The 24,199-nt window shown below is 61.4% G+C and carries 22 protein-coding genes and 2 pseudogenes; 9 read left to right on the top strand and 15 right to left on the bottom strand.

Going from position 1 to position 24,199, the window contains the following annotated elements; genetic code table 11:
• Positions 1–187 precede the first annotated feature (187 nt).
• From BM222_RS21325 to BM222_RS21315, 3 genes and pseudogenes are all read right to left on the bottom strand, one after another.
• Positions 188–307: pseudogene (locus BM222_RS21325) on the bottom strand (LysE family translocator); the annotation flags it as partial.
• 142 nt (positions 308–449) lie between these two features.
• Positions 450–824: a response regulator gene (locus BM222_RS21320; RefSeq protein ID WP_092231519.1), complete on the bottom strand. Its 375-nt coding sequence runs from the start codon at positions 822–824 to the stop codon at positions 450–452.
• A gap of 136 nt (positions 825–960) precedes the next feature.
• Entirely contained in the window at positions 961–1,767 is an 807-nt protein-coding gene (locus BM222_RS21315) for a lytic murein transglycosylase (RefSeq protein WP_092231516.1), read from the bottom strand.
• Positions 1,768–2,544: 777 nt separating this feature from the next.
• On the opposite strand from BM222_RS21315, the gene BM222_RS21310 reads away from it, so the two are divergent.
• Entirely contained in the window at positions 2,545–2,781 is a 237-nt protein-coding gene (locus BM222_RS21310; RefSeq protein WP_092231513.1) for a hypothetical protein, read from the top strand.
• Positions 2,782–3,060: 279 nt separating this feature from the next.
• Here the strand turns inward: BM222_RS21310 and BM222_RS21305 are convergent.
• A pseudogene (locus BM222_RS21305) lies at positions 3,061–3,395 on the bottom strand (DCC1-like thiol-disulfide oxidoreductase family protein).
• 519 nt (positions 3,396–3,914) lie between these two features.
• Between BM222_RS21305 and BM222_RS21295 the strand changes: the two are divergent.
• The 3 genes from BM222_RS21295 to BM222_RS21285 are packed head-to-tail and all read left to right on the top strand — an operon-like array spanning position 3,915 to position 6,573.
• On the top strand, positions 3,915–4,772 hold the full coding sequence (locus BM222_RS21295; RefSeq protein WP_092231510.1) for a nucleoside triphosphate pyrophosphohydrolase family protein: 858 nt from the start codon (positions 3,915–3,917) through the stop codon (positions 4,770–4,772).
• Positions 4,772–5,473, top strand: coding sequence for a thymidylate synthase family protein (locus BM222_RS21290; protein ID WP_092231507.1), 702 nt, complete (start codon positions 4,772–4,774; stop codon positions 5,471–5,473). Before BM222_RS21295 ends, BM222_RS21290 begins: the two co-directional genes overlap by 1 nt.
• Positions 5,470–6,573, top strand: coding sequence for a uracil-DNA glycosylase family protein (locus BM222_RS21285; protein WP_092231504.1), 1,104 nt, complete (start codon positions 5,470–5,472; stop codon positions 6,571–6,573). Before BM222_RS21290 ends, BM222_RS21285 begins: the two co-directional genes overlap by 4 nt.
• 93 nt (positions 6,574–6,666) lie before the next feature.
• Here BM222_RS21285 and BM222_RS21280 read toward each other — a convergent pair whose 3' ends face one another.
• The 4 genes from BM222_RS21280 to dnaG all read right to left on the bottom strand — a co-directional run bounded on the left by BM222_RS21280 (position 6,667) and on the right by dnaG (position 13,143).
• Complete coding sequence (locus tag BM222_RS21280) at positions 6,667–7,506, bottom strand: reverse transcriptase family protein (RefSeq protein ID WP_177243353.1); 840 nt, start codon at positions 7,504–7,506, stop codon at positions 6,667–6,669.
• 106 nt (positions 7,507–7,612) lie between these two features.
• A complete protein-coding gene (locus BM222_RS21275) occupies positions 7,613–7,924 on the bottom strand; it encodes a helix-turn-helix domain-containing protein (RefSeq protein ID WP_092231498.1) in 312 nt (103 codons plus the stop codon).
• Positions 7,925–8,595: 671 nt separating this feature from the next.
• The gene (rpoD, locus tag BM222_RS21270) at positions 8,596–10,746 is read right to left on the bottom strand and encodes an RNA polymerase sigma factor RpoD (protein ID WP_092231495.1); all 2,151 of its coding nucleotides are present in this window, start codon (positions 10,744–10,746) and stop codon (positions 8,596–8,598) included.
• 375 nt (positions 10,747–11,121) lie between these two features.
• Entirely contained in the window at positions 11,122–13,143 is a 2,022-nt protein-coding gene (gene dnaG, locus BM222_RS21265) for a DNA primase (protein ID WP_092231875.1), read from the bottom strand.
• A gap of 350 nt (positions 13,144–13,493) precedes the next feature.
• On the opposite strand from dnaG, the gene BM222_RS21260 reads away from it, so the two are divergent.
• Positions 13,494–14,060 carry a chlorite dismutase family protein gene (locus BM222_RS21260; RefSeq protein WP_092231492.1) on the top strand — a complete coding sequence of 189 codons (567 nt, stop codon included), beginning with the start codon at positions 13,494–13,496 and terminating at the stop codon, positions 14,058–14,060.
• Here the strand turns inward: BM222_RS21260 and BM222_RS21255 are convergent.
• Both BM222_RS21255 and BM222_RS21250 read right to left on the bottom strand, forming a co-directional pair.
• Positions 14,054–14,452, bottom strand: coding sequence for a gamma-glutamylcyclotransferase family protein (locus BM222_RS21255; protein ID WP_092231489.1), 399 nt, complete (start codon positions 14,450–14,452; stop codon positions 14,054–14,056). The genes BM222_RS21260 and BM222_RS21255 overlap by 7 nt on opposite strands.
• Positions 14,453–14,574: 122 nt before the next feature.
• Entirely contained in the window at positions 14,575–15,483 is a 909-nt protein-coding gene (locus tag BM222_RS21250) for a transglutaminase family protein (RefSeq protein ID WP_092231486.1), read from the bottom strand.
• Between the two features lie 90 nt (positions 15,484–15,573).
• On the opposite strand from BM222_RS21250, the gene BM222_RS21245 reads away from it, so the two are divergent.
• Positions 15,574–16,380 carry an N-formylglutamate amidohydrolase gene (locus BM222_RS21245; RefSeq protein WP_092231482.1) on the top strand — a complete coding sequence of 269 codons (807 nt, stop codon included), beginning with the start codon at positions 15,574–15,576 and terminating at the stop codon, positions 16,378–16,380.
• Between the two features lie 43 nt (positions 16,381–16,423).
• Here BM222_RS21245 and BM222_RS21240 read toward each other — a convergent pair whose 3' ends face one another.
• Genes BM222_RS21240 through BM222_RS21230 form a run of 3 tightly spaced genes read right to left on the bottom strand, consistent with a single transcriptional unit; the run spans position 16,424 to position 19,084 of the window.
• A complete protein-coding gene (locus tag BM222_RS21240) occupies positions 16,424–17,041 on the bottom strand; it encodes a LysE family translocator (RefSeq protein WP_092231872.1) in 618 nt (205 codons plus the stop codon).
• Positions 17,042–17,090: 49 nt separating this feature from the next.
• On the bottom strand, positions 17,091–17,636 hold the full coding sequence (locus BM222_RS21235; protein WP_092231479.1) for a hypothetical protein: 546 nt from the start codon (positions 17,634–17,636) through the stop codon (positions 17,091–17,093).
• A gap of 2 nt (positions 17,637–17,638) precedes the next feature.
• Positions 17,639–19,084 carry an LVIVD repeat-containing protein gene (locus BM222_RS21230; protein WP_092231476.1) on the bottom strand — a complete coding sequence of 482 codons (1,446 nt, stop codon included), beginning with the start codon at positions 19,082–19,084 and terminating at the stop codon, positions 17,639–17,641.
• A gap of 146 nt (positions 19,085–19,230) precedes the next feature.
• Here BM222_RS21230 and BM222_RS21225 point away from each other — a divergent pair, with 146 nt between their 5' ends.
• Complete coding sequence (locus BM222_RS21225) at positions 19,231–19,743, top strand: SRPBCC family protein (RefSeq protein WP_092231473.1); 513 nt, start codon at positions 19,231–19,233, stop codon at positions 19,741–19,743.
• A gap of 104 nt (positions 19,744–19,847) precedes the next feature.
• On the opposite strand, the gene BM222_RS21220 is transcribed toward BM222_RS21225, so the two are convergent.
• Both BM222_RS21220 and BM222_RS21215 read right to left on the bottom strand, forming a co-directional pair.
• Positions 19,848–20,987, bottom strand: coding sequence for an epoxide hydrolase family protein (locus BM222_RS21220; protein WP_092231470.1), 1,140 nt, complete (start codon positions 20,985–20,987; stop codon positions 19,848–19,850).
• Positions 20,988–21,181: 194 nt separating this feature from the next.
• Positions 21,182–21,637, bottom strand: a complete 456-nt coding sequence (locus BM222_RS21215) for a GatB/YqeY domain-containing protein (protein ID WP_092231467.1) — start codon at positions 21,635–21,637, stop codon at positions 21,182–21,184.
• Positions 21,638–21,868: 231 nt separating this feature from the next.
• Here BM222_RS21215 and carA point away from each other — a divergent pair, with 231 nt between their 5' ends.
• Entirely contained in the window at positions 21,869–23,059 is a 1,191-nt protein-coding gene (gene carA, locus BM222_RS21210) for a glutamine-hydrolyzing carbamoyl-phosphate synthase small subunit (RefSeq protein ID WP_092231465.1), read from the top strand.
• Between the two features lie 177 nt (positions 23,060–23,236).
• On the top strand, positions 23,237–23,758 hold the full coding sequence (locus BM222_RS21205) for a cupin domain-containing protein (RefSeq protein ID WP_092231462.1): 522 nt from the start codon (positions 23,237–23,239) through the stop codon (positions 23,756–23,758).
• Positions 23,759–24,199: the final 441 nt, after the last annotated feature.

The raw sequence follows: 24,199 nt of genomic DNA, 5'->3' as shown, positions 1-24,199 counted from the left end.
CCTTGAGAGGATACTATGGCTAAGAAAGCGAAGAAGGCGAAGAAGGCGACGAAGAAAAAGGCCAAGAAGGCCGCGAAGAAGAAGTAGCGCAGCGATTCTTTGCCCGGGTGGAGCGCGCTCCGCCCGGGCGTCGGGTCAGGCTGAGAGAATTTGAAGATGGCGGGCGCGAGGCCCGCTTTTTTATTGGTTACCGCTCGGCGAAGGCGAGCTTGGCACCCAGCAGCGCGAAACCGGCCGCAAACGAGCGGCGCAGCCAGGCCATCACGCCGGGACGGGAAATGACGCGCTCGCGCACGGAGGACGCGCAGCCAAGGTGTAGAGCACGCCGGTGCCGGGCGATGCGAGGACGATCAGCGAGGTGAGCAGGAAGGACCAGGACATGCCTCGTCCCTATCATTCACGGCGCTCAACGAGAAGTCACGACACGGTCAGCGAGGCGCGAACACGCTTCAGTTCAGCTGGGCGATCTCGGCTTCCCGCAGCACGTCGAGCGGCGCCCAGGGTTTGGCCCAGAACTTGGCGCCGTCGGGCAATGGCTGGACCAGAGGACGGCCCGAGGTGACGACGACATCGAGCTTCGGATTGCGCCCCTTGGCGACGTGCGCCAGCTCGACGCCGCTCATGCGGCCGGCGAGCTGCACGTCGGTCAGCATCAGGCAGAGCGCGCCGGCGTTCTTGTCCAGCACGAGCTCGGCGGCTTCGGCGCTTTCGCACTGGATGACCTGATACCCGCTTTCTTCGAGGAGGACACACAGCATCTCCCGCTGCATGGCGTCGTCCTCAACGATCAACGCGGTCGCTTGAAATGGTTGTGCCTGTCCCATCGGGCTGCTCCAGATGTTCGCATGCTCGCAAGTACGGTGGGTTAAGGACAGAAGGTACGATATGGTTCGGTTCCAAACTGAAGAAATGTAAATCCCGGTTCCCAGTGCGACGGGACGCATCAATCACGATGTCTGTTCACTGCCCCACCAGCCGGTCGGCAAAATACCCGATCGTCTTGCGGTAGATCACCGCCCTGTTCCACTCGCGCATCGCCTCGAAATTGGCGGAGCCTTCGCCATAGGGCTGGCCCATCTTGAAGCCGCTGGAGTGCAGCAGGTTCGCGGTCGAGGCGAGCACGTCGGCGACGCTGTGGCGGAGATCGACATGGCCGTCGCCGTCGAAATCGACGCCGTATTTGATGTAGGACGACGGCAGGAACTGGGTCTGGCCGATCTCGCCGGCATAGGCGCCGATCAGATCGCGCAGCGGCAGGTCGCCGCGCTGCACGATCTTGAGCGCGGCGAGCAGCTCGCCCTGGAACAGCTCGGTGCGGCGGCAATCATGCGCGAGCGTCGTCAGCGTGCGGATCACCGGCAGCTTGCCCATGTCGCCCTTGCCGAAATCGCTCTCCAGCCCCCAGATCGCAACGAGGATCTGCCGGGGCACGCCGAACTGCTGCTCGATGCGCGAGAGCAGCGCGGCATGCCGCTGCAGCAGCGCGCGCCCGCCATTGATGCGGCCGGCGCCGACGCGGGTCGAGACGTACTGCTCGAAACTCTTGTTGAAGGTGTAGCGCTGGCGCCGGTCGAAGGCGAGCACGGCGCCATCCTGGGTGATGCCGCTGAACGCCGCGCTGGTCACGCCCGCCGAGACCCCGGCCGCCTGCGCCTCCGCAGCCATGCGCGCCACAAAACTGTTGAAGTCGCCGCCGCAACGCGCGGCCTCGGCCGGCCCGCCGACGAGACAAACGACGAAGGCGGCGGCGACAAGCGATCTCAACATGCCGAAGATTCCTCATGCGTGGGCGTGAATGGCTGGCGATCATGCCCGGGAACGGGAGTCGCGTCAAAGCGACATAGACCCGATCATATCTGATACAAGCGATCAACGACGCCGAAACGAAAATCGAAAAACAACCCCATGCACAGTAGGAGCGCGACAGACCAGCGTCTGCGCTTTTTCCGAATCATGCTTGACCCGTCGGGCAAAACAGGGGTACTATGCTGGCATCGCAGACTCCGGCGCCGGCGCCCGCCCGGAGCCGCATCCGCAAGAGCGTCGTGCGATCCACCATGATGCCCGACGACACGAGCTCCCGCTGCGCATGGTCCTGACCCCGCAACGCAAGTCCCGGCCATTACGCGCGCCTTCTCGCTGCGTCTCCAGAGCGCGGCAAGATGAACAAACTATTTCGATATCTCAAACATCTGCTTTTCGAGATTGCGGGAACCTGTCATGACATCTGCCGCATCTGGTGCGCTTGCTGCGACATCATGGCCAGAACGATTTGCCTTGCCATGTCGTGGCGCAAGCGATAGAATTCTATCACAGGTTGTTGCCCTGCCAGCCCCGGGCGACGCTGACGACCGAATAAACGGCGGGCTTCATGGCCCGCCGTTTATCGAGGCGAAGGTCGATCGCGGCACGTTGGCCCGTCGCTCGCAAAAACAAGCGCAATCAGACGGTTGCGCGACCAGCCCACCGGCACGTCAGCCGCGTCGCCGATCTCGACGGCGCGAAGTCATTTGACTGCGGCGCCCTGATCGACGACAAGCCGCCATGGCCAAAAAACCCGGAACCAACCCGAAGGGCGAATTCGCCTTTTTCAACGTCGTCTACGAAGACGGCTCCCAACGCTCCAACCGCCGCGTGCCCAGCGAGCTGCTCGGCGGCCTCGACGGCGACGAACCCGCGCGCAACTTCATCAGGGAGCAGGACCGCGAGATCGCGCAAAAGAGCGGCCGGCCGGCGCTGGAGATCGAGCGGATCGAGCGGGTCGGGGCGAAGAAGAAGTAGGCACGACTAAGAGCTCGACGAGATGCGCTGAACTGGTGCGGCAAGTAGGTTCACCTCTCCCTTGGGAGGTCGGCGCGTCCCGGGCGATGCGAAGCATCGTCCCGCGCGCCGGGTGAGGGTTTACGGTCTCACGTTCGGCAGCACCCCCTCACCCGATTTGCTCTGACGATGCTACGCATCGCCAGGAGTAAATCGACCTCTCCCCGCTGGGGAGAGGTGTCAGAGTCCGCGGCCGGCCTATCGACTCAATCTAGAGCCACGATGCTCCAGCCGAGCGCCTCACCAGCGCCCGCACCATTTGTTCCAGGCAAACAGCAGATCGGCAAAACGGTCGTAGACAAATCGCGTGACCGGCAGCGCCACGCGATTGCCTGATAGCGCCGCATGCCACCCCTCGCTCGGCGTCAGCCGCCACAGCGCAATCGCCACATCCGCGCCGACGATGAGCCGTCCGGCCTCGTCGGTTGCATGCAGGCGGCGCCTGATGTCGTCGAGCGATGCGCCAAACTGTGCCAGCGCATCGGGCTGGCCAACAGCTTGTTGCGCTGCCAGTCGATGCCGGCGTCGCAGACGGGGCAGCGGGTGTTGTAATAGACGGTGAGGTGGGGTGGCATCAATGCGCCTTTCGCGTCGGAAGTATAGTCCGAGAGAAAGCCAGGTAAACGTCTTCGGCTGAAGCTGCCGATACGATGGCACAAAGAAGAGCGGCCCGACCTAGGCTCGCCGTTGCTCGGCGACATCGACGGCGACGAACCCGCGCAACTTCATCAGGGAGCAGGACCGCGAGGTCGCGGAAAAGAGCGGGCGGCCGGCGCTGGAGATCGAACGGATCGAGCGGGTGAGGGGCAAAGAAGAAGTAGGCAGCAGCAGCGGACAGGCTAAAGTACAATTCCTGTTTTTCAGCAGGCACCCTGTCTTTGCGGATAGGATTTGATCGCATTTATTGGCTTGAATCGCCAATTAGGCTATCGGCGCAGGAGTTTCGTAGTACCGGCGGACATTGCTGCGGCGCAGAGAACTCACAATACCGGGCAGAACGAAGGCGATATCCCTCGATTTTTGGAGACATTCAGCGCCTCTGGGGTTGCAGCTCCCAACAGCACAACTCATACTTCTCCCCATTGGAGTCGAAGATGGATTTTGATTCTTATCAGAGCGAAGCTCAGAAGACAGATGAAGCAAAGAAATCGACAATCTCGCTCTACGGGCTTTCTGGAGAGGTCGGTTCGATTTTTTCTCTTTTCAAGAAGCGGCTTCGGGACAACCCTCCATTCCAAAAATTTCAAGATGAACTGAAGGAAGAGCTAGGAGACCTTCTTTGGTATATCTCTAGCATCGCTTCGATTCACAAAATTAGCCTCAGCGAAATCGCTGCCAAGAATTTAGCAAAATCTCGCTCCCTTTTCGACGAAGGTGAAATCACCCATTTCGATAGCGAATTTAAGCCAGAAGAACGTCTTCCACGCTCTCTAACTGTCGAGTTTCAACTTGATCCGAAAACCAAGCGATCAGAGATGATCATAAACGGACAACGAGTGGGCGATCCCCTGAGCGATAATACAGACGAAGAAGATCACTACCGGTTCCACGACATCTTCCATCTCTCGTTTATGGCATTCCTTGGTTGGTCGCCTGTTATGCGGCGCCTTCTCAACACAAAGAGGAAGTCAGACCCTAAGGTCGATGAAAACGAGGACGGAGCCCGCGCCGCGATCACAGAAGAAGCCATCTCGGCAATTGTTTTCAGCGTCGCAGAAGATAATGACTTCTTCCGAGAGATCAGATCAATACCGGTCAGTTTGCTCAAAACGATTGGCAGCCTCGCCGGAAAGTTTGAAGTGAGAACTTGTACGTTCAAGCAATGGCAGCATGCCATCTGGCATGGCTGCCACATCTACCGAGAACTGGTGGCTAATCAAGGAGGCACAGTTGAACTCGACTTGAACGAGCCCGCCATAAGGTATGTAGCCTGTCCCATAGATGGTGGATAATGCCCGAGCTCGCTTCTGGAATGGATGTTGTAGACGCTTGGAAGAAAGCTTCAAAACTAGTCCTAAAGGCCCCCGAACATCGCATTCGAAATCTGATTGTAGAAATCGAGAGCCCGACAGAGTTCGAGCGCTCTTGGTTGAAGAAATTCGACCCTAAGGGCGTCGGATCGACCGATCGGTTATCAGTCGTCGTAAAGGTGCTATTCCCGTTTACGGGCAAGAAGCAAAACGAAACTCGCGAGGATTTCTATGAGCGGTGGAACACCACCCTCGAACTCAACAGGAAAAGGAAAAATCTTCGCGCTCCTTGGGGAACTTACTTTGGACGCCTCACGAATTTTGGCTCCGAAAAAAACCAACTGGAAAATATGATTCATGCTCTTTCTAATTGGGGCATGAAGCCCGAAGCAGCGCTCGTTGCACACACTTCGGCCCCTACTCTCGATACAATCAAGCCGATCGGAAGCCCGTGCCTTCAGTATGTGGAGATACTTTGGGGACGAGATAATGTAATTGACCTAGTCGCGGTGTACAGAAACCACGATTTTTTGAAGAAAGCTCTGGGAAACTATATTGGGCTTGGCCAGCTTCTTGAGTTCATCTCAAGCGAATCAAATAAGACGCCGGGACGGATCGTATGTCACTCGGTTAGAGCCTATTGCGATGAGCCGGGAAAGCTTAGAACTCTGATCGCGAAATGATTAATCCAGAAAAGGAACGGGAATTTGCCGAGCTCGCCAGCAAGGCTAAGGCCTGCACGCTTTGCCCTCGCATGGCCGAAAGCGTCCGCGTAATTGGCCCAGCAAGTGGATCGATTGCTGCACCAATCCTCATAATAGGTGAAGCTCCGGGCCGCCTTGGCGCAGATGCGTCTGCTATACCATTCCACGGTGACAAGGCAGGCGAGAATTTTGAGACGTTACTGGAGCAAGTCGGTCTCAGCCGCCATGACTGCTTCATCACGAACGCAGTACTGTGCAACCCCAAGGATGAGAATGGCAACAACTCGACCCCGTCGAGATCGGAAGTAAATAACTGCTCTCGGTTCTTGAAGCGGCAGGTGGATCTTGTAAGTCCTCGGATCGTCGTGACGCTAGGCGCCCAGGCTCTTAATGCCATTAAGTCGATTGAACCGCACGAAATTGAGCTATCGTCCGCGCTTCGGAAAACTTGGAATTGGTACGGCAGAACTCTCATTGCACTCTACCATCCGGGACAGAGGGCGATGGTTCATCGCAGCTTCCTAAATCAACTTGCCGATTACCAGTTCTTGGCGGAGACTTTTCGGCGAACTGTTCGACAACGAGTGGCCTTAGGTATAGCTCCAACATCTGCGACGGTTGCCCAGATAGCTGAGAAACTTGCTACCCAACCAAACGGGATTTCGTATTTCGCCCTTCACAAACTCTTCTACCTCGCGGAATATGAGTATTATAGGCACAACAATCGGCGAATGACCTCCGCCTACATTGTTAGGCAAAAGGAAGGGCCATATGTTTTTGAAATGCACATAAAGAAGCTTTCAAAAGCAATAAAGAATCTCAAAGTTTGGAACGACCGCGATCGCTTGATAGTCAAGGCCGGCGGTCGTTTTGATTTGTTCGCATTGCGGGCGAGCAACGAGTACGACGACATACTCAAATACATTTCGGATAAATACGCGAATAGCACAGACGGCGATCTTAAGAGGATAGTTTATTTGACAGCGCCAATGCGGCAAATGTTGCGAAGGGAAAAAAAGCTTGGGGAGTCGACCTTCAACAAAGCTATCGATTTTTCTGTCATAAGCACCGCTTCGTAAGCATCAACGCTGGACTCAGTGATCAAACAGATACAAAAATGGCGGGCTCATGCCCGCCGCTTTGATGGATGCCCAAATGGCGCGCCGACATTCCTACGGCTGACCCGGCCGCGGATGCTTTGCTCTTACTGTTTTCGCCCTAGCCCTAAAGACCGGATCAATTTGTGCTGCGGCTTCCAGTCTTCCAAGCAACGGGCGCAGCACTTTTTCTCTGTCAGTCAGGGTTTTCGCTTTCTCTAGAGCGTCAAATCCGCTCTTGATCTTCAGGTGCAATTTGTTCGGCACGCGAGGACCAGATGGTGTGTTGCAGACGCCCGTCACCACTTTGGGCTGAGAACCCGAAAAGGCGTGTGCCTTGTGGGACCTCAATCCATGCCGCGCAATAATCTTCTTGATCTCGTAAAGTACGCTTTTGTTGGCACGCGGGCCGCTCAAAGCCATGTCGTCGACATAACAGGTCATAGCAAGACCGAGAGACTCGGCGAACTGCGCGATCTCGTCAAACATAGGCTTGAATGAATAGTACGCTATGATCGGACTAGCAGCGCTCCCTGTTGGCAGATGAGCATCGAAGGTAAGAATATCTGCAAGCAATCCTGCTACATCGCGGCGACACTTTAGCGGGCCCACGAAAAAGTTGAAGACTACGGCGCGCGAAACTGACGGGAAGAATTTCTTAATGTCGATTTTGATCGTGGGCATCGCGGGATCGTGCGCGGCAGCGTTGGAGATGTACGACTTGCCCCTCACGGCTGAATGCAAATACCTAGGAACTGCAACTCGCGACAACAGCTTATGAATTCGAGCGTGAACAGTTTGCAGCCGGCGCTTTGGCCACTGGATTGGGCGAGATTTGCCCTTCTCATTTATATTAGAGAACAGACGGTAGTTTCCAACGTCCCGCGCGAACAGCGAAAGATCATCAACCGTCACTTGATGGCCTGGCGTGGATAGCCGCCGCGCGAGATCGGAACGTGAGTCAATTGCCGAAAGCCAACAATCTTACAGATGTAGACCCGCGCGCGCTTTCTTCCCTGGATTAACCACGATGAACCTCGTCGCGCGTGGTTTCTTCAAGCCATTCCAGCATCTTTAGAACTTTGTCGGCGGCAAATATTCGCGAACCTTCGCGGAAATCTGAAGATCCAGATCGTTCAGCGAATAGAAGAAGAGACGATATTGGAATTTTGAAATAGCTCGCATAACGCTCGAGCACATCAATACTTGGCTTCTTTCCTCCAGACTTTTCTAGCTCGGACACGAATGAACGCGAGAGATTGAGTGCGTCAGCAAGCTCCGCTTGCGACAGTCGATGATATTGGCGGATTAGCTTCAACGCCCGATCATACATCGATTCACTCAGCCTTCGAGAATTGGGAAAACTAGCTTAGAGATCGCTAGAACAGCCTATTCACTAGTTCGACCAACCGCACAATCAATGTGAGAATGCGGATAGCCAGAATGAACGTCCGTCTGGTGACAAGGTTGCGGCCAAAGCCGCGCACGAGTCTCCAGAAACCAGAACGCTTCCGTTCGTCGCTTGGTGGATCACTGGTTTTTTGGACCATTGACCATCTCCCTGTTCGCCGACGCAGAATTGCGTCGGTGCCTTTGAACAAGGAACATCTCGAACGGAAGGACCTCTAAGCTTCCCAGGCGAGCATCGAAGCCTTTCGATGCTCGCCTATGTTTGGCGGAGGACGCGCGACCCAGAAACAGGTGCCGCAAGACCGGCCAATGGAGGATTCTTTCGAACCCCAAGAGCGATTTTACTCGCCCGGTTTGAGAGGCATGAGTGTCACCCCAAGCGTGGCAACATTCATGTCCGATTCGAAACCCAGCAGCAAACAAAGTTCGCTGTTAGCGAATAATAATCGCAATTGACTTCGCTTGGCAAGACCTTTCTTAGGACCGCCTGATTCGGCGGACAATCGGGTTCGGTTCCTATTCTGTCTGCCTCATTGCATAAAAAAACGGCGGGTCGTGGCCCGCCGTTTTGCCGGTTTTGGATAAATGCCTGGCTCAATTATCCAAGAAGCTCCGCAGCTTCCTCGACCTGCTCGGATGCTTCAGCTTCCGCAGCGCCTTGGCCTCGATCTGACGAATACGCTCGCGCGTCACCGAGAACTGTTGCCCCACTTCTTCCAGCGTGTGGTCGGTGTTCATGCCGATGCCGAAGCGCATGCGCAGGACGCGCTCTTCGCGCGGGGTGAGGGAGGCGAGCACGCGCGTGGTGGTTTCGCGCAGGTTGGACTGGATCGCGGCGTCGATCGGCAGGATCGCGTTCTTGTCCTCGATGAAATCGCCGAGGTGTGAATCCTCTTCGTCACCGACGGGGGTTTCGAGCGAGAGCGGCTCTTTCGCGATCTTCAGGACCTTGCGGACCTTCTCCAGGGGCATGCCGAGCTTTTCGGCGAGCTCTTCCGGGGTCGGCTCGCGGCCGATCTCGTTGAGCATCTGGCGGGAGGTGCGCACGATCTTGTTGATCGTCTCGATCATGTGCACGGGGATGCGGATGGTGCGGGCCTGGTCCGCAATGCTGCGGGTGATGGCCTGCCGGATCCACCACGTGGCGTAGGTCGAGAACTTGTAGCCGCGGCGGTATTCGAACTTATCGACCGCCTTCATCAGGCCGATATTGCCTTCCTGGATCAGGTCGAGGAATTGCAGGCCGCGGTTGGTGTACTTCTTCGCGATCGAGATCACGAGACGGAGGTTGGCTTCCACCATCTCCTTCTTGGCCTGGCGTGCCTCGCGCTCGCCCTTCTGCACGGAGTGCACGATCTTGCGGAACTCGACGATCTCGAGGCCCGTCAGCGCCGCGAGCTGATGCACCTCGTGACGGAGGTCCTTGATGCGGTCCTTCTCGTGATGGACGAAATTCTTCCAGCCCTTGGCCGAGAGTTTCGAGACGCGGTTGAGCCAGCGCGGATCGAGCTCCGAGCCGGTGTAGTTGCGCAGGAAGTCCTCGCGCGCGACGCCGTGGCTGTCGGCGAGGCGCATCAGGCGGCCCTCATGCGAGACGAGGCGCTTGTTGATGTCGTAGAGCTGCTCGACCAGCGAGTCGATACGGGCCTGGTTGAGGCGCAGCGACTTCACCTCGACGATGATCTCGTCCTTCAGCTTGCGGTATTTGCGCTCCTGGTGCGGCGACAGCGAGGGACCATGCGAGGTGCTCTCGAGCTGGTTCTGGATGTCCTGCTCCTGAAGCTTGCGCAGCTTCTTGTAGCTCTCGGCGATCCTGTCGAAGATCTCGACGACTTTCGGCTTGAGCTCGGCCTCGATCGCCGCGAGCGACATCTGGTTCTCGAACTCGTCGTCCTCGTCCATGTCGGCTTCGGCGGCGGCTTCGCCCGGATCCTTGTCCTCGCCACCGGGGCCGCCGGCGGCGGTCGGCGCGGCGCGGAACGGGGTCGGCGACGGCGGAGCTGCGGGCGGCGCGACATGCGCGGGCGCACCGGCGGCTGCGGCCTGACCGTCGGCCGGCGCTTCGCCGTTCTCGCCGGCGGGACCCGCGATCATCGCGGTGTTCATGCCGGCCTTGGCGTCGGGACCGGCATAGGTGGCCTCGAGATCGATGATGTCACGAAGGAAGATCTTTCCTTCGTTCAATTCGTCGCGCCAGATGATGATGGCCTGGAAGGTCAGCGGGCTTTCGCAGAGGCCCGCAATCATCGCCTCGCGGCCGGCCTCGATGCGCTTGGCGATGGCGATTTCGCCTTCGCGGGAGAGCAGCTCGACCGTGCCCATCTCGCGCAGATACATGCGCACGGGATCGTCGGTGCGCTCGCCCGGCTCGCTCTTCTTGACCTCGGTGACGGCCTTTTGCGTGACCTCGACGAGCTCGTTGTCGGTCTCGTCGTCAGCCTCATCCTTCTCCTCCTCGCCTTCAGTATCGTCGGCTTCGGTGACGTTGATGCCCATGTCCGAGAGCATGGACATGATGTCCTCGATCTGCTCCGGCGAGGTCTGGTCGGACGGTAAAACTTCGTTGAGCTGATCGAAGGTCACGAAGCCGCGCTTCTTGGCCTGCTTGATCATCTTCTTCACTGCCGCATCGGACAGATCGAGCAACGGCGAGGGCGCGTCCTGGGAGTCCTTCTCCGGCGCGTCCGCTGCCTTGTCGTCCTTTTCCTTGTCCTTCGCCTGCAGCGTCTTTGCCTTGGTGGCCATCCATTGCTCCTAAACGCGTTTCATGCGGGACGTCGCGCGCGCCCGCGTGAAATCACTTGAACCTGTTGCTCGACGCTCTCGCTTCGCCAGATCTCGACACGGAAAGGGCGGCGCGCACATCTCTCGCCACCCCGACCTCTCTCTCGCCGGATTTGCCTAACGCTTCGTGAGCCTCTTTGTCGCAGCGGATGCAGGTGAAGTGCCAACAGAGGTTGCGCGGATTCATTCCTGACGCGTCTGTTCTGCCTGCGGCCGCCTGGTGGCCAAAGTGCTACAAGACCGTTAAGCCTCGATTAACCCTGTTTTTGCCGCCAAACCTCGGATTTGGCGAGTCTTTTAGCGGTACCTAGCGCGGCCGTCCGCATGATTCTTTCATCACATGCTCTTCTGGAACCGGCCCGACAGCTCGCCAAAACCCTCGATCAGGGCCTCGGTACCGTCGACCTCGGCCAGTCGGGCCTTGACGTCACGCAGCCACGCCAAATTGGCCTCGCTGGGGTCCTCCCCCAAAGCCAGCTCGGCGTCCTTCAGCTCCCTAAGTAGTGAATGGTATTGCCGATGCAAGGCAACCAGCTGGTGCCATGTCGCAAGAACATCATCCCGCGCCGCGCCCTCGCGGGCGCCCCACACCGCCGCGGTGGTGATGCCGCCTTCAACCCTTTGAAGAATCTGCGAAAATCCACCCCTCTCGAGATCCCCGCGCATCTTCTCGGCCTGCTCGCCGGGATCGGGGGAATGGTGATGGTCGTTGGCAAAAGCGGCGATGATGGCGGCCCGCAGCTTATGGGCCTCGGGGTGGGCGAGCTCCAGGGCGGCCACCTCCTCGAGGTGATCGTGCAGCAGCCAGGGGTGGTTGATCAGGGATTGGAGGATCAGGGCCTCCCGGCGGGAGATCGCGCTTCTCTGGCCGCGCATGATCGGGCTCGCCGCGAGCTGGGGGCTCGCCGCCTGGTAGGGACCTGACGGCAGCGGGATGGGGCCGGGCGCGCCGCGGCGGCCGCCACCAAAACCTTGGTTGCCGAATCGATTCGCTCCCCCGCCGCGGGGCTGGAACGGACGACCGCCCCCGCCTCCGCCTTGGCGGAAATTGCCCCTGCCGGCAAAGCCGCCGCGGCCGCCATCGGGGGCGAAGGTGCGCTGCAGCCGCTCGACGAAATCGTCGCGATAATAGCGCCTGACAACCTCGTCGCGGATGCCGTTGGACAAGTCCTTGATGCGCGCTTCCAGCGCGGCGCGGCGCTCCGGCGTTGCGAAATTGCCGCCTTCGAGCTCGCGCGACCACAGCATGTCGGCGAGCGGACGCGCCGCCGCGATCACCTCCTCGATCGCGCCGCGACCGCCGGAGCGTGCGAGATCGTCAGGGTCCTGCCCTTCCGGCAGCAGCGCAAAACGCAGGCTCTTGCCTGGCGCGAGAAATGGCAAGGCAAGGTCCGCAGCACGATAGGCCGCCTTCTGGCCGGCGCGGTCGCCGTCGAAGCAGAGGATCGGCTCGTCCGCCATCTTCCAGAGCAGCGCGAGCTGGCTTTCGGTCAACGCAGTTCCGAGCGGCGCGACAGCACCCGGAAAACCCGCGGTGACCATGGCGATGACGTCGACATAGCCTTCGACCACGATCAGCGCGCTGCCATCATGGGTGGCTTTGCGCGCGGTCTGGTGATTGTAGAGATTGTCGCCCTTGTGGAAGAGCGGCGTCTCCGGCGAATTCAGGTATTTGGCCGGAACGTCCTTCTCCAGCGCGCGTCCGCCGAAGGCGATGACGCGGCCGCGGATGTCCGTGATCGGAAACATCACGCGATCGCGGAAGCGATCGTAGGGCACGGGAATGTCGTCGCCGCCGATCAACAGGCCGGTCTCGACCATGTCCTCGACGGAGACGCCGAGCTTGCCGAGATGCTCCTTCAGCGCGAAGCGCTCGGGCGGCGGCGGCGCATAGCCGAGACGAAACTGCAATTGCGTCGCCGGCGAGATGGCACGATCGGCGAGATAGCCGCGCGCTTTCGCACCGACGCGCGAGGCCAGCGTTTCCGAGAAGAACTTGGCGGCAAGCTCCATGACGTCGTGTAGCGTGCGGCGGCGCTGCTCGTGCCGGGCTGCATCCGGCGTCACCGCCGGCAGCGGCAGGCCCGCCATGCCGGCGAGCCGCTCGACCGCTTCGGCGAACGGCAGGCCGTCGGTCTCCATCACGAAGCTGATGATGTCGCCGTGCTTGCCGGAGGAGAAGTCGTGGTAAAAACCCTTCTGGTCGTTGACGTAGAAGGACGGTGTCTTCTCCTGCTGGAACGGCGAGAGCCCCTTCCACTCCCGCCCCGCCTTCTTCAGCTTGACGCGCTTGCCCACGACTTCGGAGACCGAAAGCCGGGCACGCAGCTCGTCGAGGAATTGGGGCGTGAAGCGCACGGCCATAATGTAGCGCAATCCAGAGTGAGTCGGGCGAAGGGATCAGGGATATAGGTGCGGCCAGCCCAGAAGTCAGCTTTGCGCGGGTTATCCTGATTATTCGACCTATGCACAGGGGCTCTCTGTCGTGCCTCGGCCATGGTTTGTCACCGTCACCCTGAGGTGGCCGCTTCTTCGGCGGCCCTCGAAGGGCGACGGCCCGGCTGCATCCGGGCCGATTCATCCTTCGAGGCTCACACTGCTTTGCAGTGTGAGCACCTCCAGCGACAACGGCTTCGCCGCTGCGCGGGGATGACGGGGTGGCACGAGAGCCCACTTGAACCGCGCCCGGTTCCACGCTTCCATGGGCCATGTTCAGGACCTTTCGGGGCGGCCAGAGCGGGGGCTGGCGCGTGACCTCGATCTCGCCCGTCACGGGCGAGCCCCTGCCCTTCATGCCGGCGCTGTCGGTGACCGACGGCGGCGCCGTTGCGCTGCCGCTGGTGCCCTCGCGCAACGCCTGGCGCCTGGTCGGCGTGCCGAGCAGCCTGCGCTACACCGAACGGGGCGAGAAGCAGCAGCTCGAGAGCGTGCAGGCCGGCCTCGGCCGATTGGAGGCGACCTGCGCGGCGCTGATCCCGATCCGCAAATCGCAGGCGTGGTGGGAGCTGACGCAGGAAGAGCGGCGCCAGATCTTCGAAGACAAGTCGCACCACATCGCGAGCAGCCTGCGCTTCCTGCCCGCCATCGCGCGCCAGCTCTATCACTGCCGCGATCTCGGCGAGCCCTTCGATTTCCTGACCTGGTTCGAATTCGCGCCCGCGCACGCCTCGCTGTTCGACGAGCTGGTGGGAACGCTCAGGCAGACCGCGGAATGGAGTTATGTCGAACGCGAGGTCGATGTGCGCGTCGTGAAGGAAGTGCTGTCGGCTCAATGATCGAGGAAGCGGCCGGACGCGATGTGCGGCAGATCGGTGACGGGCCAATTGTAGACGTAAGTCCAGGCCGGGGCTGTCGCGCCATCCATGCCGGTCACATCAACCAGCTGGCGCAGATATTCCGTCGGCTCCGGAAAACCCTCGCCGCAGGCCTCGTACATGTCGAGCTCGCGCAGGAGCTCGTCGCCGGCCCGCAGGCGGAAGAGCTCACCGTACGCACGCTCGGTCGGCGCGCCGGACAGCAGCAATCCCGGATAGTGCTTCACCAGAACGAGCCGGCCACGGCAGCTCGCCTCGCCCAGAAAATCCGCATGCTGCGCCAACAGCCGCGCCATCGGATGATCGAAGCCGCGCATCAGGGTGCCGTAGACGAAGAGACGATCGGAGGTCATGGGGCTCTATAGACTCTCCACGCCCTCATTGCGAGCGCAGCGAAGCAATCCGGGACTGTATCCGCGGAAAGATCCTGGATTGCTTCGCTTCGCTCGCAATGACGGAAAGAGAGCTGCTCCATCTACAAAGCCGCCGCTTCCAGCTCCTCGCTGCGCTCCTCGGCCGAGACCACCTGGACGCTCACGTCCATGACATCGAAAGCGTCCCGGGTGCCGACATAGACGCCGCGCAGCGGGATCGCCTGGCGCGGGTCGCGCGCCACCGCGACGCGGATGAGATCGCGGGTGCCGACGATGCCGTTGGTCGGATCGAACTCGATCCAGCCCGCGCTCGGCAAATAGACCTGCACCCAGGCATGGGTCGAGCCGCCGCCGACATGGTGCTGCGCGATGTCATCGGGCACGAAGATGTAGCCGGAGACGAAGCGCGCGGCGAAGCCGAGCCGGCGCAGCGCCTCGATCATGAACAGCGCGTAGTCGCGACAGGTGCCGGTGCCCCATCGCAACGTATCGCACGGGGCTTGCGTGCCCGGCTCGTGACGCCTGCGGTATTCGAACTGCTTGCGGATGGCGTGGGTGATGCGGCTCAGGATCGCGAACGTCGGCGACGGCCTATCCTCATCGACAAAGCTGCGTGCCCATGCCGCGATGTTGCCCTCGGGATCGGGGTATTGCGGCGTGATGTACTGGACGAGATCGGGCAATTCCGCATCGTCATAGACGAACGGATAGAAATAGGCGGGATCGTCGGGCGTCAGCGCGAAGTCTTCGACCGGATTGTGCGCGACGGTGACATGCCAGTCGAAAACCAGACGATCCGCGCGCGCGTCGAAATCGGCGATCGCGACGGAGTTGCCGAACACGTCGTGAATCCAGCGCAACGACATCGGCTCGGGCGAGATCTTCAGCCTGGAGTCGAGCACGCGCAGATCATGGCCGTCGCTCGGACGCAGCATAAACCTGTGCTCACCGAAGGACACGGGACTGATGTAGCGATATTCGGTCTTGTGATGAATCGTCAGCAGCGGCATCGTCGGCAGATCATGGTGATGTTGGGCAGACCGAGTCGTCGATCGTATGCCCAATGTCCGGGGCGACTGCTTTATCGATAGGCAATCAGGATGGCTTTCAACACAGCCGAGGCTGCGGATCAACTCCTTGGGGAAGGCGATATTCCGCCAGTGCATGAGGTGAATGCGGAGGGGACATCGCCCTTCCTGCTCACATCGGACCATTACGGCCGCATTCTGCCGCGCGCGCTCGGCGATCTCGGTATATCGGAAAGCGAGCTATCGCGGCATATCGGCTGGGACATCGGCATCGCCGGCGTCGCCGAGCGGATGGCCAACATGCTCAACGCGCATCTGATCGCGCAGCGCTATTCGCGCCTCGTGATCGACTGCAACCGCCCGCCCGGGGTGGCGAGCTCGATCCCCGTGATGTCGGAGACGACGGCGATCCCGCGCAACGAAGGCATTTCTGAAAGCGAGCGCGCGGCACGCCGGCGCGAGATCTTCGATCCCTATCATCACCGCATCGGCGCCGTGATCGACAGCCGCCTGCGGGACGAGCGGCCGACGGTGCTGGTGTCGCTGCACAGCTTTACGCCCCATTATGCCGGCGTCGCGCGGCCCTGGCACATCGGCGCCCTCTACAACCGCGACACCGTGCTGCCGAAGCTGCTGCTGCAACATCTGCGTAGCGAGGGCGACCTCGTCGTCGGCGACAACGAGCCCTATGCGGCGAGCGATCTCACCGACTACACGATTCCCGTTCACGGCGAGGCGAGAGGTCTCCTCAACACCGGCATCGAGATCCGCCAGGATCTGATCGCCGATCAATCCGGCCAGCAGCGATGGGCCGAACGTCTGGCGCGGATTTTTGCGGCGATCGAGATGGAGCTGAAGCCGGGGCTGTTGGCCCGCTAGCCGCCGCGCCGTCCTGATAGCGCGACAACTTGTTTGGCCATGCTCATCTGGCCCGGATCAGCGCCAGCCAGATGCCGCCGCCGATCATGAAGCCGCCGGAGACGCGCGACACCATGCGGGTCCGGCGGGCCGAGAAAAAGCCGCGGACTCGACCGGCGAGCAGCGCATAGATCCCGTCCGTCATGCCGGCAAGCACCATGAAGGTGATCCCGAGCACCAGGACTTGCGACAGCTGATCCTTGCTCATGTCCATGAACTGCGGAATGAATGCGCCGAAGAACACCAGCAGCTTCGGGTTCGACAACGCCACGACGAAGCCCTGCAAGAGAAAGCCACCTCGCGGAGGCGGCGGTGGCTCATCAGCGGAGACGCCCTCGACCGGAGAGCGGATCAGCTTGATGCCGAGCCAGACCAGATACGCGGCGCCCGCAAAGCGCACCCAGTTGAACCAATAGCCCATCGTCGCCATCAGCGTGGTGAGGCCGACCGCAAGCACGCCGATCGCGATCAACAAGCCCATCTGCACGCCGAGAATGTTGGTCAGCGCCGCGCGCGTGCCGTGGCGCAGGCCGTTGGCGATGACGATGGTGACGATCGGCCCCGGCAGCAGCGCGAGGGCAATGCAGGCGGCGACGAAGGCGAGATAGGCTTGCATGGACATCATGGGGAGAACTCGCTGACGGCGATTTGCCCGCATTAATGCATGGCACTTACTTTCCGTCCAGCGCCGCCATCGCCCACGCCTTGATCTCCGGTGTGCCCAGGAACACGAGCGCGGCATGCTGCATCACGCCGGCCTCGCCACGCCCCTGCACCGCCACGACCAGGAGATCGCAGCGGCGTGAGAGCGCGACGCCGATGGCGACGTGGCTCGCAGCGGCATAGGTGGCGAGATCGTACTGCCGCGCACGGCCGTGCATCTCGCCCATCTGCACCACCTCACCCGGCGCAGTGGCGCCAAAGCGCGGCGTGATCAGATCGATGTCGGCAACACGATCGATCTCGTCATCATCGGCAACGCCGCTCTCGCAGTTACAGAAGCCGCGCTTGGCGCGGACGTAGAGCTCGGCACCGTCGCAAGCACCGCCCTCGCAACGAAACGCGCGGCCGGCGGGCCAGCCGTCGCGCGGGAACGGCCAGGCGAGCTCGCGCCAATGCTCCGCGGTTTGCGCTCGCGGTGACGCGAGCTGATAGGCGCCGACGCCCGATGCGCCGAGCACGGCAAGGACGAGCGCGATTGCCGCCGCGCGCCGCATCGTCAGTTCTTCGGCAGGCCGGCGACGGCGCGGGCCGGCCCGGTCAGCTCGAGTATGTGCAGGCCGGTGTTGGCGCGATCGACGATGTAGATGTAGCCGCGCTCGTCGGTCTCGACATTGTTGGTCTGGATCGCGACCTTGCAGCGTTCGCCGCCCTCGACCGGAATGCAACGCTTGTCGGTCGCCTGCGTGATCGCCGGAATGAAATAGCCGACTTCCCTGGGATGATAGGGATCGCGGATGTCGAGCGCCCGCACGCCGGCATTGAAGAAGGCGATGAAGGCCATCTTCTTGTAGTAGACCGGCGCCATGCTCTCGTTCGAGGAGTGCGAGCCGAAACGGCCGCCGCGCTGGCAGAACTGCCCGCCCGCCTCCGGCACGGTGTAGCTCGAGATCATCATGGGCCGCGTCTCGGTGGTGACGTCGGCGAACCACACCATCTGCCGCGCCTCGCCGCATTCGTTCAGGATCGCCTCGTCGACGATCATGACGATGTCGCGGGTCTTGCCGTCCTTGTCCTCGGCAAACTCGGCGACCGGCATGTCGAGCATCGGAAACGTGGTGTGCGCGCCGTTGAAGGCGGACATCGGCAGCCGCGAGATCTCGGGATAGCGCAGATTGTCCGGCGTCGGCTCCTTCGGCCCGTTCAAGAGCTTCTCGCGATCGACGATCTGCAAGATGCCGGCCTTGTCGGTGCCGTAGCCGAAATAAACGCGGTTGCCTGCGGGCCCGGTCGAGATCGGCCCGTGCAGCTCGGTCGGCACCGCGCCGGTCGAGCCGGGCTCCTGACCGGGCAGGCCGAAGTCGCGGATTTTTTGCGGATGGGCGGGATCGGAGAGATCATAGACCTGTGTCATCCGCCTCGTGCGCCAGTCCGGCGCGCCCGAAACGAGATAGGCAACGCCGGTGTCGCATTCCCACCAGCTCTTGTGCGTGTCCTTCAAGCCACCGAGGCGCGTGATCAGCACGGGATTGGCGGGGTCGGCGACGTTCCAGATCTCATGCGCCTCGCTGCCGAAGGTGCGCAGCATGTAGACCGCGTTGGGATCGCCCTTCGGCAAGCCTGTGCCATCGCACACCCGCACCATCTGCGCGCCGCCGGATTCGTACTTGCCTGCCTGGCCCGGCAGATGCCTGAGATATCTGGGATGCGCGGGATCGGTGACATCGACGATCGAGGTCCCGTTCGGCTCCGCTTGCCCGGTCATCGGATTGACGGGATCAGGCACGTCATCGGTGCCGCCGTGGTGGCCGATATAGGCGATCCAGCGGTCGCCCTGATGATGGATGGTCGGCTGATAGGCGCTTCGTGCCTGAAGATCGTTGGTGCCGACCAGTTTCATGTTGGACGCCTCAGGGGCCGCCCCGATCGTCTGTTTCTGGGCGTGGACGAAGGCGCTGCCGGCGAAAAGGACGAGGACGGCAGCAGTCAGGACGCAACGGAACATCAAAGTCCTCCCGGAACCAATCTGCGCTGGCTGAGCTTGAACGCTAACACGACCGCATGCATGCGCCAACGCTGGATCAGGAAATTCGAGCCAAACCAGATGCTCGCCATTCCGCGCACGGCGCTCAACAACGGGCTCGACGCAAAATGAAACTCGATCAGTTCAGGCCGCTGACCGTCTACACCATCTACATCGCCGCTACGCCGGAGAAGGTGTGGGAGGCACTGACCTCGGCCGAGTTCAGCAAGCAGTACTTCTTCGGCAACGCCGTCGAGGTCGAGCCGCGGCTCGGAGGCGCCTTCATCGTGCGCACGGCCGCTGGCGCCCTGCATATCAGCGGCGAGGTGCTCGCCTACGATCCGCCGCGCAAGCTCGCGGTGACGTTCAACGTCAACTGGCCCGAGCTGATCGAGAAACTAGGGCCAACCCTCGTGACCTACGACATCGAGCAGGTGGGCGATGCTGTCCGACTCACCATGAGCGAAGGCCATGATCGACCGCTCAGCGACGATATATTGTCGGGCGGCCGATCGGGCTGGCCCGCGATCCTGTCGAGTCTCAAGAGCTTGCTCGAGACCGGCAAGCCACTCGCCGTCAAGCTCGGCCCGCCGCAGCGGATGCTGGATGCGCTCAAGGCGATGGGAATCGAGACGCCCTAGGAGCGGCAATCTCCACCATCATCGCAATGCGGGCAGAAGGGCGACGCCGAGATTGGCCGCGGACAGGCCTCCGTCGATCGCGAAGATCCTGAGCATGGGACCTTTCAGCGCACCGTCGCGAAGAATTTCCGGACGTCGCGCACAAACAGCTCCGGCTGCTCGAAGGCGGCGAAATGCCCGCCCTTCTGCATCTCGCTCCAATGCGTGATGTTGGCGAAGCTTGGCTCTATCCAGTGCCGCACCGGCGCGATGATCTCCTTGGGAAACACCGCAACGCCCGTTGGAACCTTCACGACCGGCGTGGTCCGCCGTTTGCCAAAACTCTCCCAATAGAGCCGCGCGGACGACGTCGCCGTCGCCGTGGTCCAGTAGAGCATGACGTTGTCGAGCAGCTCGTCCTTGTCAAAGATGTTTTCGGGATGACCGTCGCAGTCGGTCCAGGCCCAGAATTTCTCCAGGATCCAGGCGGCCTGCCCGCTCGGCGAATCCGTCAGCCCATAGCCGAGCGTTTGCGGCCGCGTCGCTTGCTGCTTGGAATAGCCGGAGTCGAGATCCACATAATGCTTGAGGCCGGCGAGCGCGCGCTTCTCTTCCGGTGTCGGCTCACCCTCGATCTTTGGTGCCGTGTTGAAGGCGAGCGTGATGTGGATGCCGGCGCAATGTTCGGCGTCCTGTGCGCCGAGCGAGGTCGTCACCGCCGAGCCCCAATCGCCACCTTGCGCGCCGTAACGCGCGTAACCCAGCCGGTCCATCAGCTTCGCCCAGATCGCGGCGATGCGGTCGACGCCCCAGCCGGTGGTCTTGGGTTTTGCGGAGAAGCCAAAACCCGGCAGCGAAGGGCAGATCACATGAAAGGCATCCGCGGGTTTGCCCCCATGCGCGGCGGGATCGACCAGCGGCGCAATCACCTTCTGGAATTCGACGATCGAGCCGGGCCAGCCATGGGTGATGATCAGCGGTAGCGCGTTTGCTTCTTTCGAACGGACATGCAGGAAGTGGATATCGAGCCCGTCGATCTCGCTGATGAACTGATCGAAGCGATTGAGTTTTGCCTCGCGCCCCCGCCAGTCGTAACCGTCGGCCCAATAGGCGCAGATCTGCTGGATCCATTTCAGCGGCGCGCCCTGGCTCCAGTCATCGACCAGCTCGGCCTCCGGCCATCGCGTACGGGCAAGGCGCAATTTGAGGTCGGAAAGGACGTCGTCGCTGATCGCGATACGAAACGGTTTGATCGCGGCAGTCATCGGTTGCCTCCCGATTGTTTCTCGCGGGAGAGAGTAGACCGGATTGGTGCGGCGACAAAGGTGCCCCTTCTCCCCTTGAAGGTGGCCCGAAGCGCCGGATGAGGGACTGTCTCCGCGAACAGAGATACCCCTCACCCGCCTCGCCGCTACGCGGCGAGCCACCCTCTCCCACCAGGAAAGAGGGCAAGAAAGCGCTAGCCCGACAGCGCGGACTTCACGAGACCGGATGCCTTGCCGAAATCCATCTGTCCGGCGTATTTCGCGCGCAACACCGCGATCACCTTGCCCATGTCCTTCATGCCGGCGGCGCCGGTTTCGGCGATGGCGTTTGCGATCGCCTTCTGCACCTCGTCCTCCGACATCTGCTTCGGCAGGTACGCCGAGATCACCGCGATCTCCTCGCGCTCTTGCGCCGCCAGTTCGGCGCGGCCGCCCTTGTCATAGAGCTCGACCGCCTCCTGGCGCTGCTTGATCATCTTCTGGAGCACGGCGAGCAGGTCGGCATCCGAGAGTGGCGGCTTGCCCTGGCCGCGGGCGTCGATGTCGGCGTTCTTGATGGTCGAATTGACCATGCGCAACGTGGAGAGCTTGCGCTCGTCCTTGGCCTTCATGGCCTCCTTGACCGCATTGTTGATGTCGTCGCGCAGCATGATCGTGATCCCTTCGAATATCCGAGGCCTGATCTAGGCCGTTCGCCGGAAAGAGGCCAGACCGAACCTTGCATAGGCGGTTCATTGTTTCCCGGCCGGTGGGCAAAATTGCCCAAAATTTCGTAGTCCAGCCTAAGTACCTGAAGCGGCCCGTCAAATATGCAAAAACGCATGTGAATCCGCCGTTTCCCGCTTTGACGGGGGAGCGTGGGGGCCTTATGAAGCGGGCTCATGACACAACATGACAACGATCCCGCCTGGCCGGACCATAAACCGACCGCGCTCCTCGTGCTTGCCGATGGCACGAGGCTCGAAGGCTTTGGTCTCGGCGCCGAAGGCCACGCGGTCGGTGAAGTCTGCTTCAACACCGCGATGACCGGCTATGAAGAGATCCTCACCGATCCCTCCTATGCCGGCCAGCTCATCACCTTCACCTTCCCGCATATCGGCAATGTCGGTACCAACGAGGAAGACATCGAGACGGTGAACATGGCCGCGACGCCTGGCGCGCGCGGCGTGATCCTGCGCACCGCGATCACCGATCCCTCGAATTACCGCGCCACCAAGCATCTCGACCAGTGGCTGAAGGCACGCGGCATCATCGGCCTCTCCGGCATCGACACCCGGGCGCTGACTGCGCTGATCCGCTCCAAGGGCATGCCCAACGCCGTGATCGCGCACGCCAAAAATGGCGAGTTCGACATGCATGGCCTCAAGGAGGAAGCGCGCGAATGGCCGGGCCTCGAGGGCATGGACCTCGTGCCGATGGTGACCTCCGGCCAGCGCTTCACCTGGGACGAGACGCCCTGGCTGTGGGACAAGGGCTTTGGCCGCCAGGAGAAGCCCGAGTTCAACGTCGTCGCGATCGACTACGGTATCAAGCGCAACATCCTGCGCCTGCTCGCCGGCGTCGGCTGCAAGGTGACGGTGGTGCCGGCGACCACCTCGTCCGAAGACATTCTGGCGATGAAGCCGGATGGTGTGTTCCTGTCGAACGGTCCGGGCGATCCGGCCGCCACAGGCAAGTACGCCGTGCCTGTGATCAAGGACGTCATCAAGTCGGGCACGCCGACCTTCGGCATTTGCCTCGGGCACCAGATGCTCGGCCTCGCGGTCGGCGCCAAGACGAAGAAGATGCATCAGGGCCATCACGGCGCCAATCATCCCGTCAAGGACGAGACCACCGGCAAGGTCGAGATCACCTCGATGAACCACGGCTTTGCCGTGGACGAGACGACGCTGCCTGATGGCGCCACGCAGACCCACATCTCGCTGTTCGACGGATCCAATTGCGGCATCCAGCTCGACGGCAAGCCGGTGTTCTCGGTGCAGTATCACCCCGAGGCCTCACCGGGTCCGCGCGACTCGCACTATTTGTTCCAGCGCTTCGCCGATCTGATGCGGCAGAAGAAGAGCGCGTAAGACAGCTCCTCCTCGTCATTCCGGGGCGCGCGAAGCGCGAGCCCGGAATCCATTAGGCACCACATTCTGTAGAACGATGGATTCCGGGCTCGACGCTGCGCGTCGCCCCGGAATGACGGAGGAACACGCATTCCCGCCCTTCGTTAATTCCTGTCACTCTTGTGCCGGAGCCCTGCCATGTCCGTCGTCCGCGACAATGCCGAGCCGCTTGCCATCGTGTTCGAGGATGACGGGCTCGTGCCGAACAACATCCTCCCATTCCTGGTCTACCAGGGCGCGGTGGCGCTCGATCCGCAGCAGCCGGAAGAGACCATCGAAAACCTGTTCGCGACGAACGATTGGGGCGGCACCTGGCGCAATGGCGTCTACGACTATCTGCATTACCACGCGACGGTGCATGAGGTGCTCGGTGTCGCGCGCGGCCGCGCCCGCGTTCGCTTCGGCGGCGATCACGGCCAGGAGCTGGACATCAAGGCCGGTGATGTCGCGATCCTGCCCGCAGGTACCGGGCATCAATGCATCACGGCGAGCGACGATTTCTGCGTGATCGGCGCCTATCCGCCGGGCAGCAAGATGGAGATCACGCGGGCAACGCCCGAGAACCACGCCAAGGCGCTGAAGACAATTCCGAAGGTTGCGCTGCCCCCGGCCGATCCGGTGACGGGCATGCATGGCGCGCTGATGCGCTTGTGGCGGTAGGACAAAGGCGGTGCCGTAGGGTGGGTTAGCACGGTGGCTGCGCCAAGCGCAGTCCGCGGGGCGTAACCCACCTTTTCTCTTTCCTCGGTGACAGAAGTGGTGGGTTAGCCAATCGAGTGCGCTTCGCGCAATCGATTGGCTAACCCACCCTGTACCCTTCTTGTCGTTCGGCGCCAGTCCAATGATGTAGACTGGCAGCACGGGCCGATCTGCCGGGAGCAGCCTTATCCACCTGTGCCTGAGCACCTGCGTAGGAACCGCGCCCCGACGGAGCGGCCGCGATCGAGATCCAGTAGGAGGTCATTGCGCCGAGAGCGCCAGTACAGGGATCGATCAGGATCGCGGTGGCCCGCTTCGAGAACGAGGAGGAGATCCCTATCATGGTCGACGGTGCACAATGGTTCGTCGGGGTCGACTGGGCGACGCAAAGCCATTGCGTTT

The sequence above is a fragment of the Bradyrhizobium sp. Gha genome (assembly GCF_900113735.1).
Lineage (GTDB): Bacteria > Pseudomonadota > Alphaproteobacteria > Rhizobiales > Xanthobacteraceae > Bradyrhizobium.
Note: the sequence above shows the minus strand (reverse complement) of the source record. Positions and strands in the feature narration are given on the sequence as shown.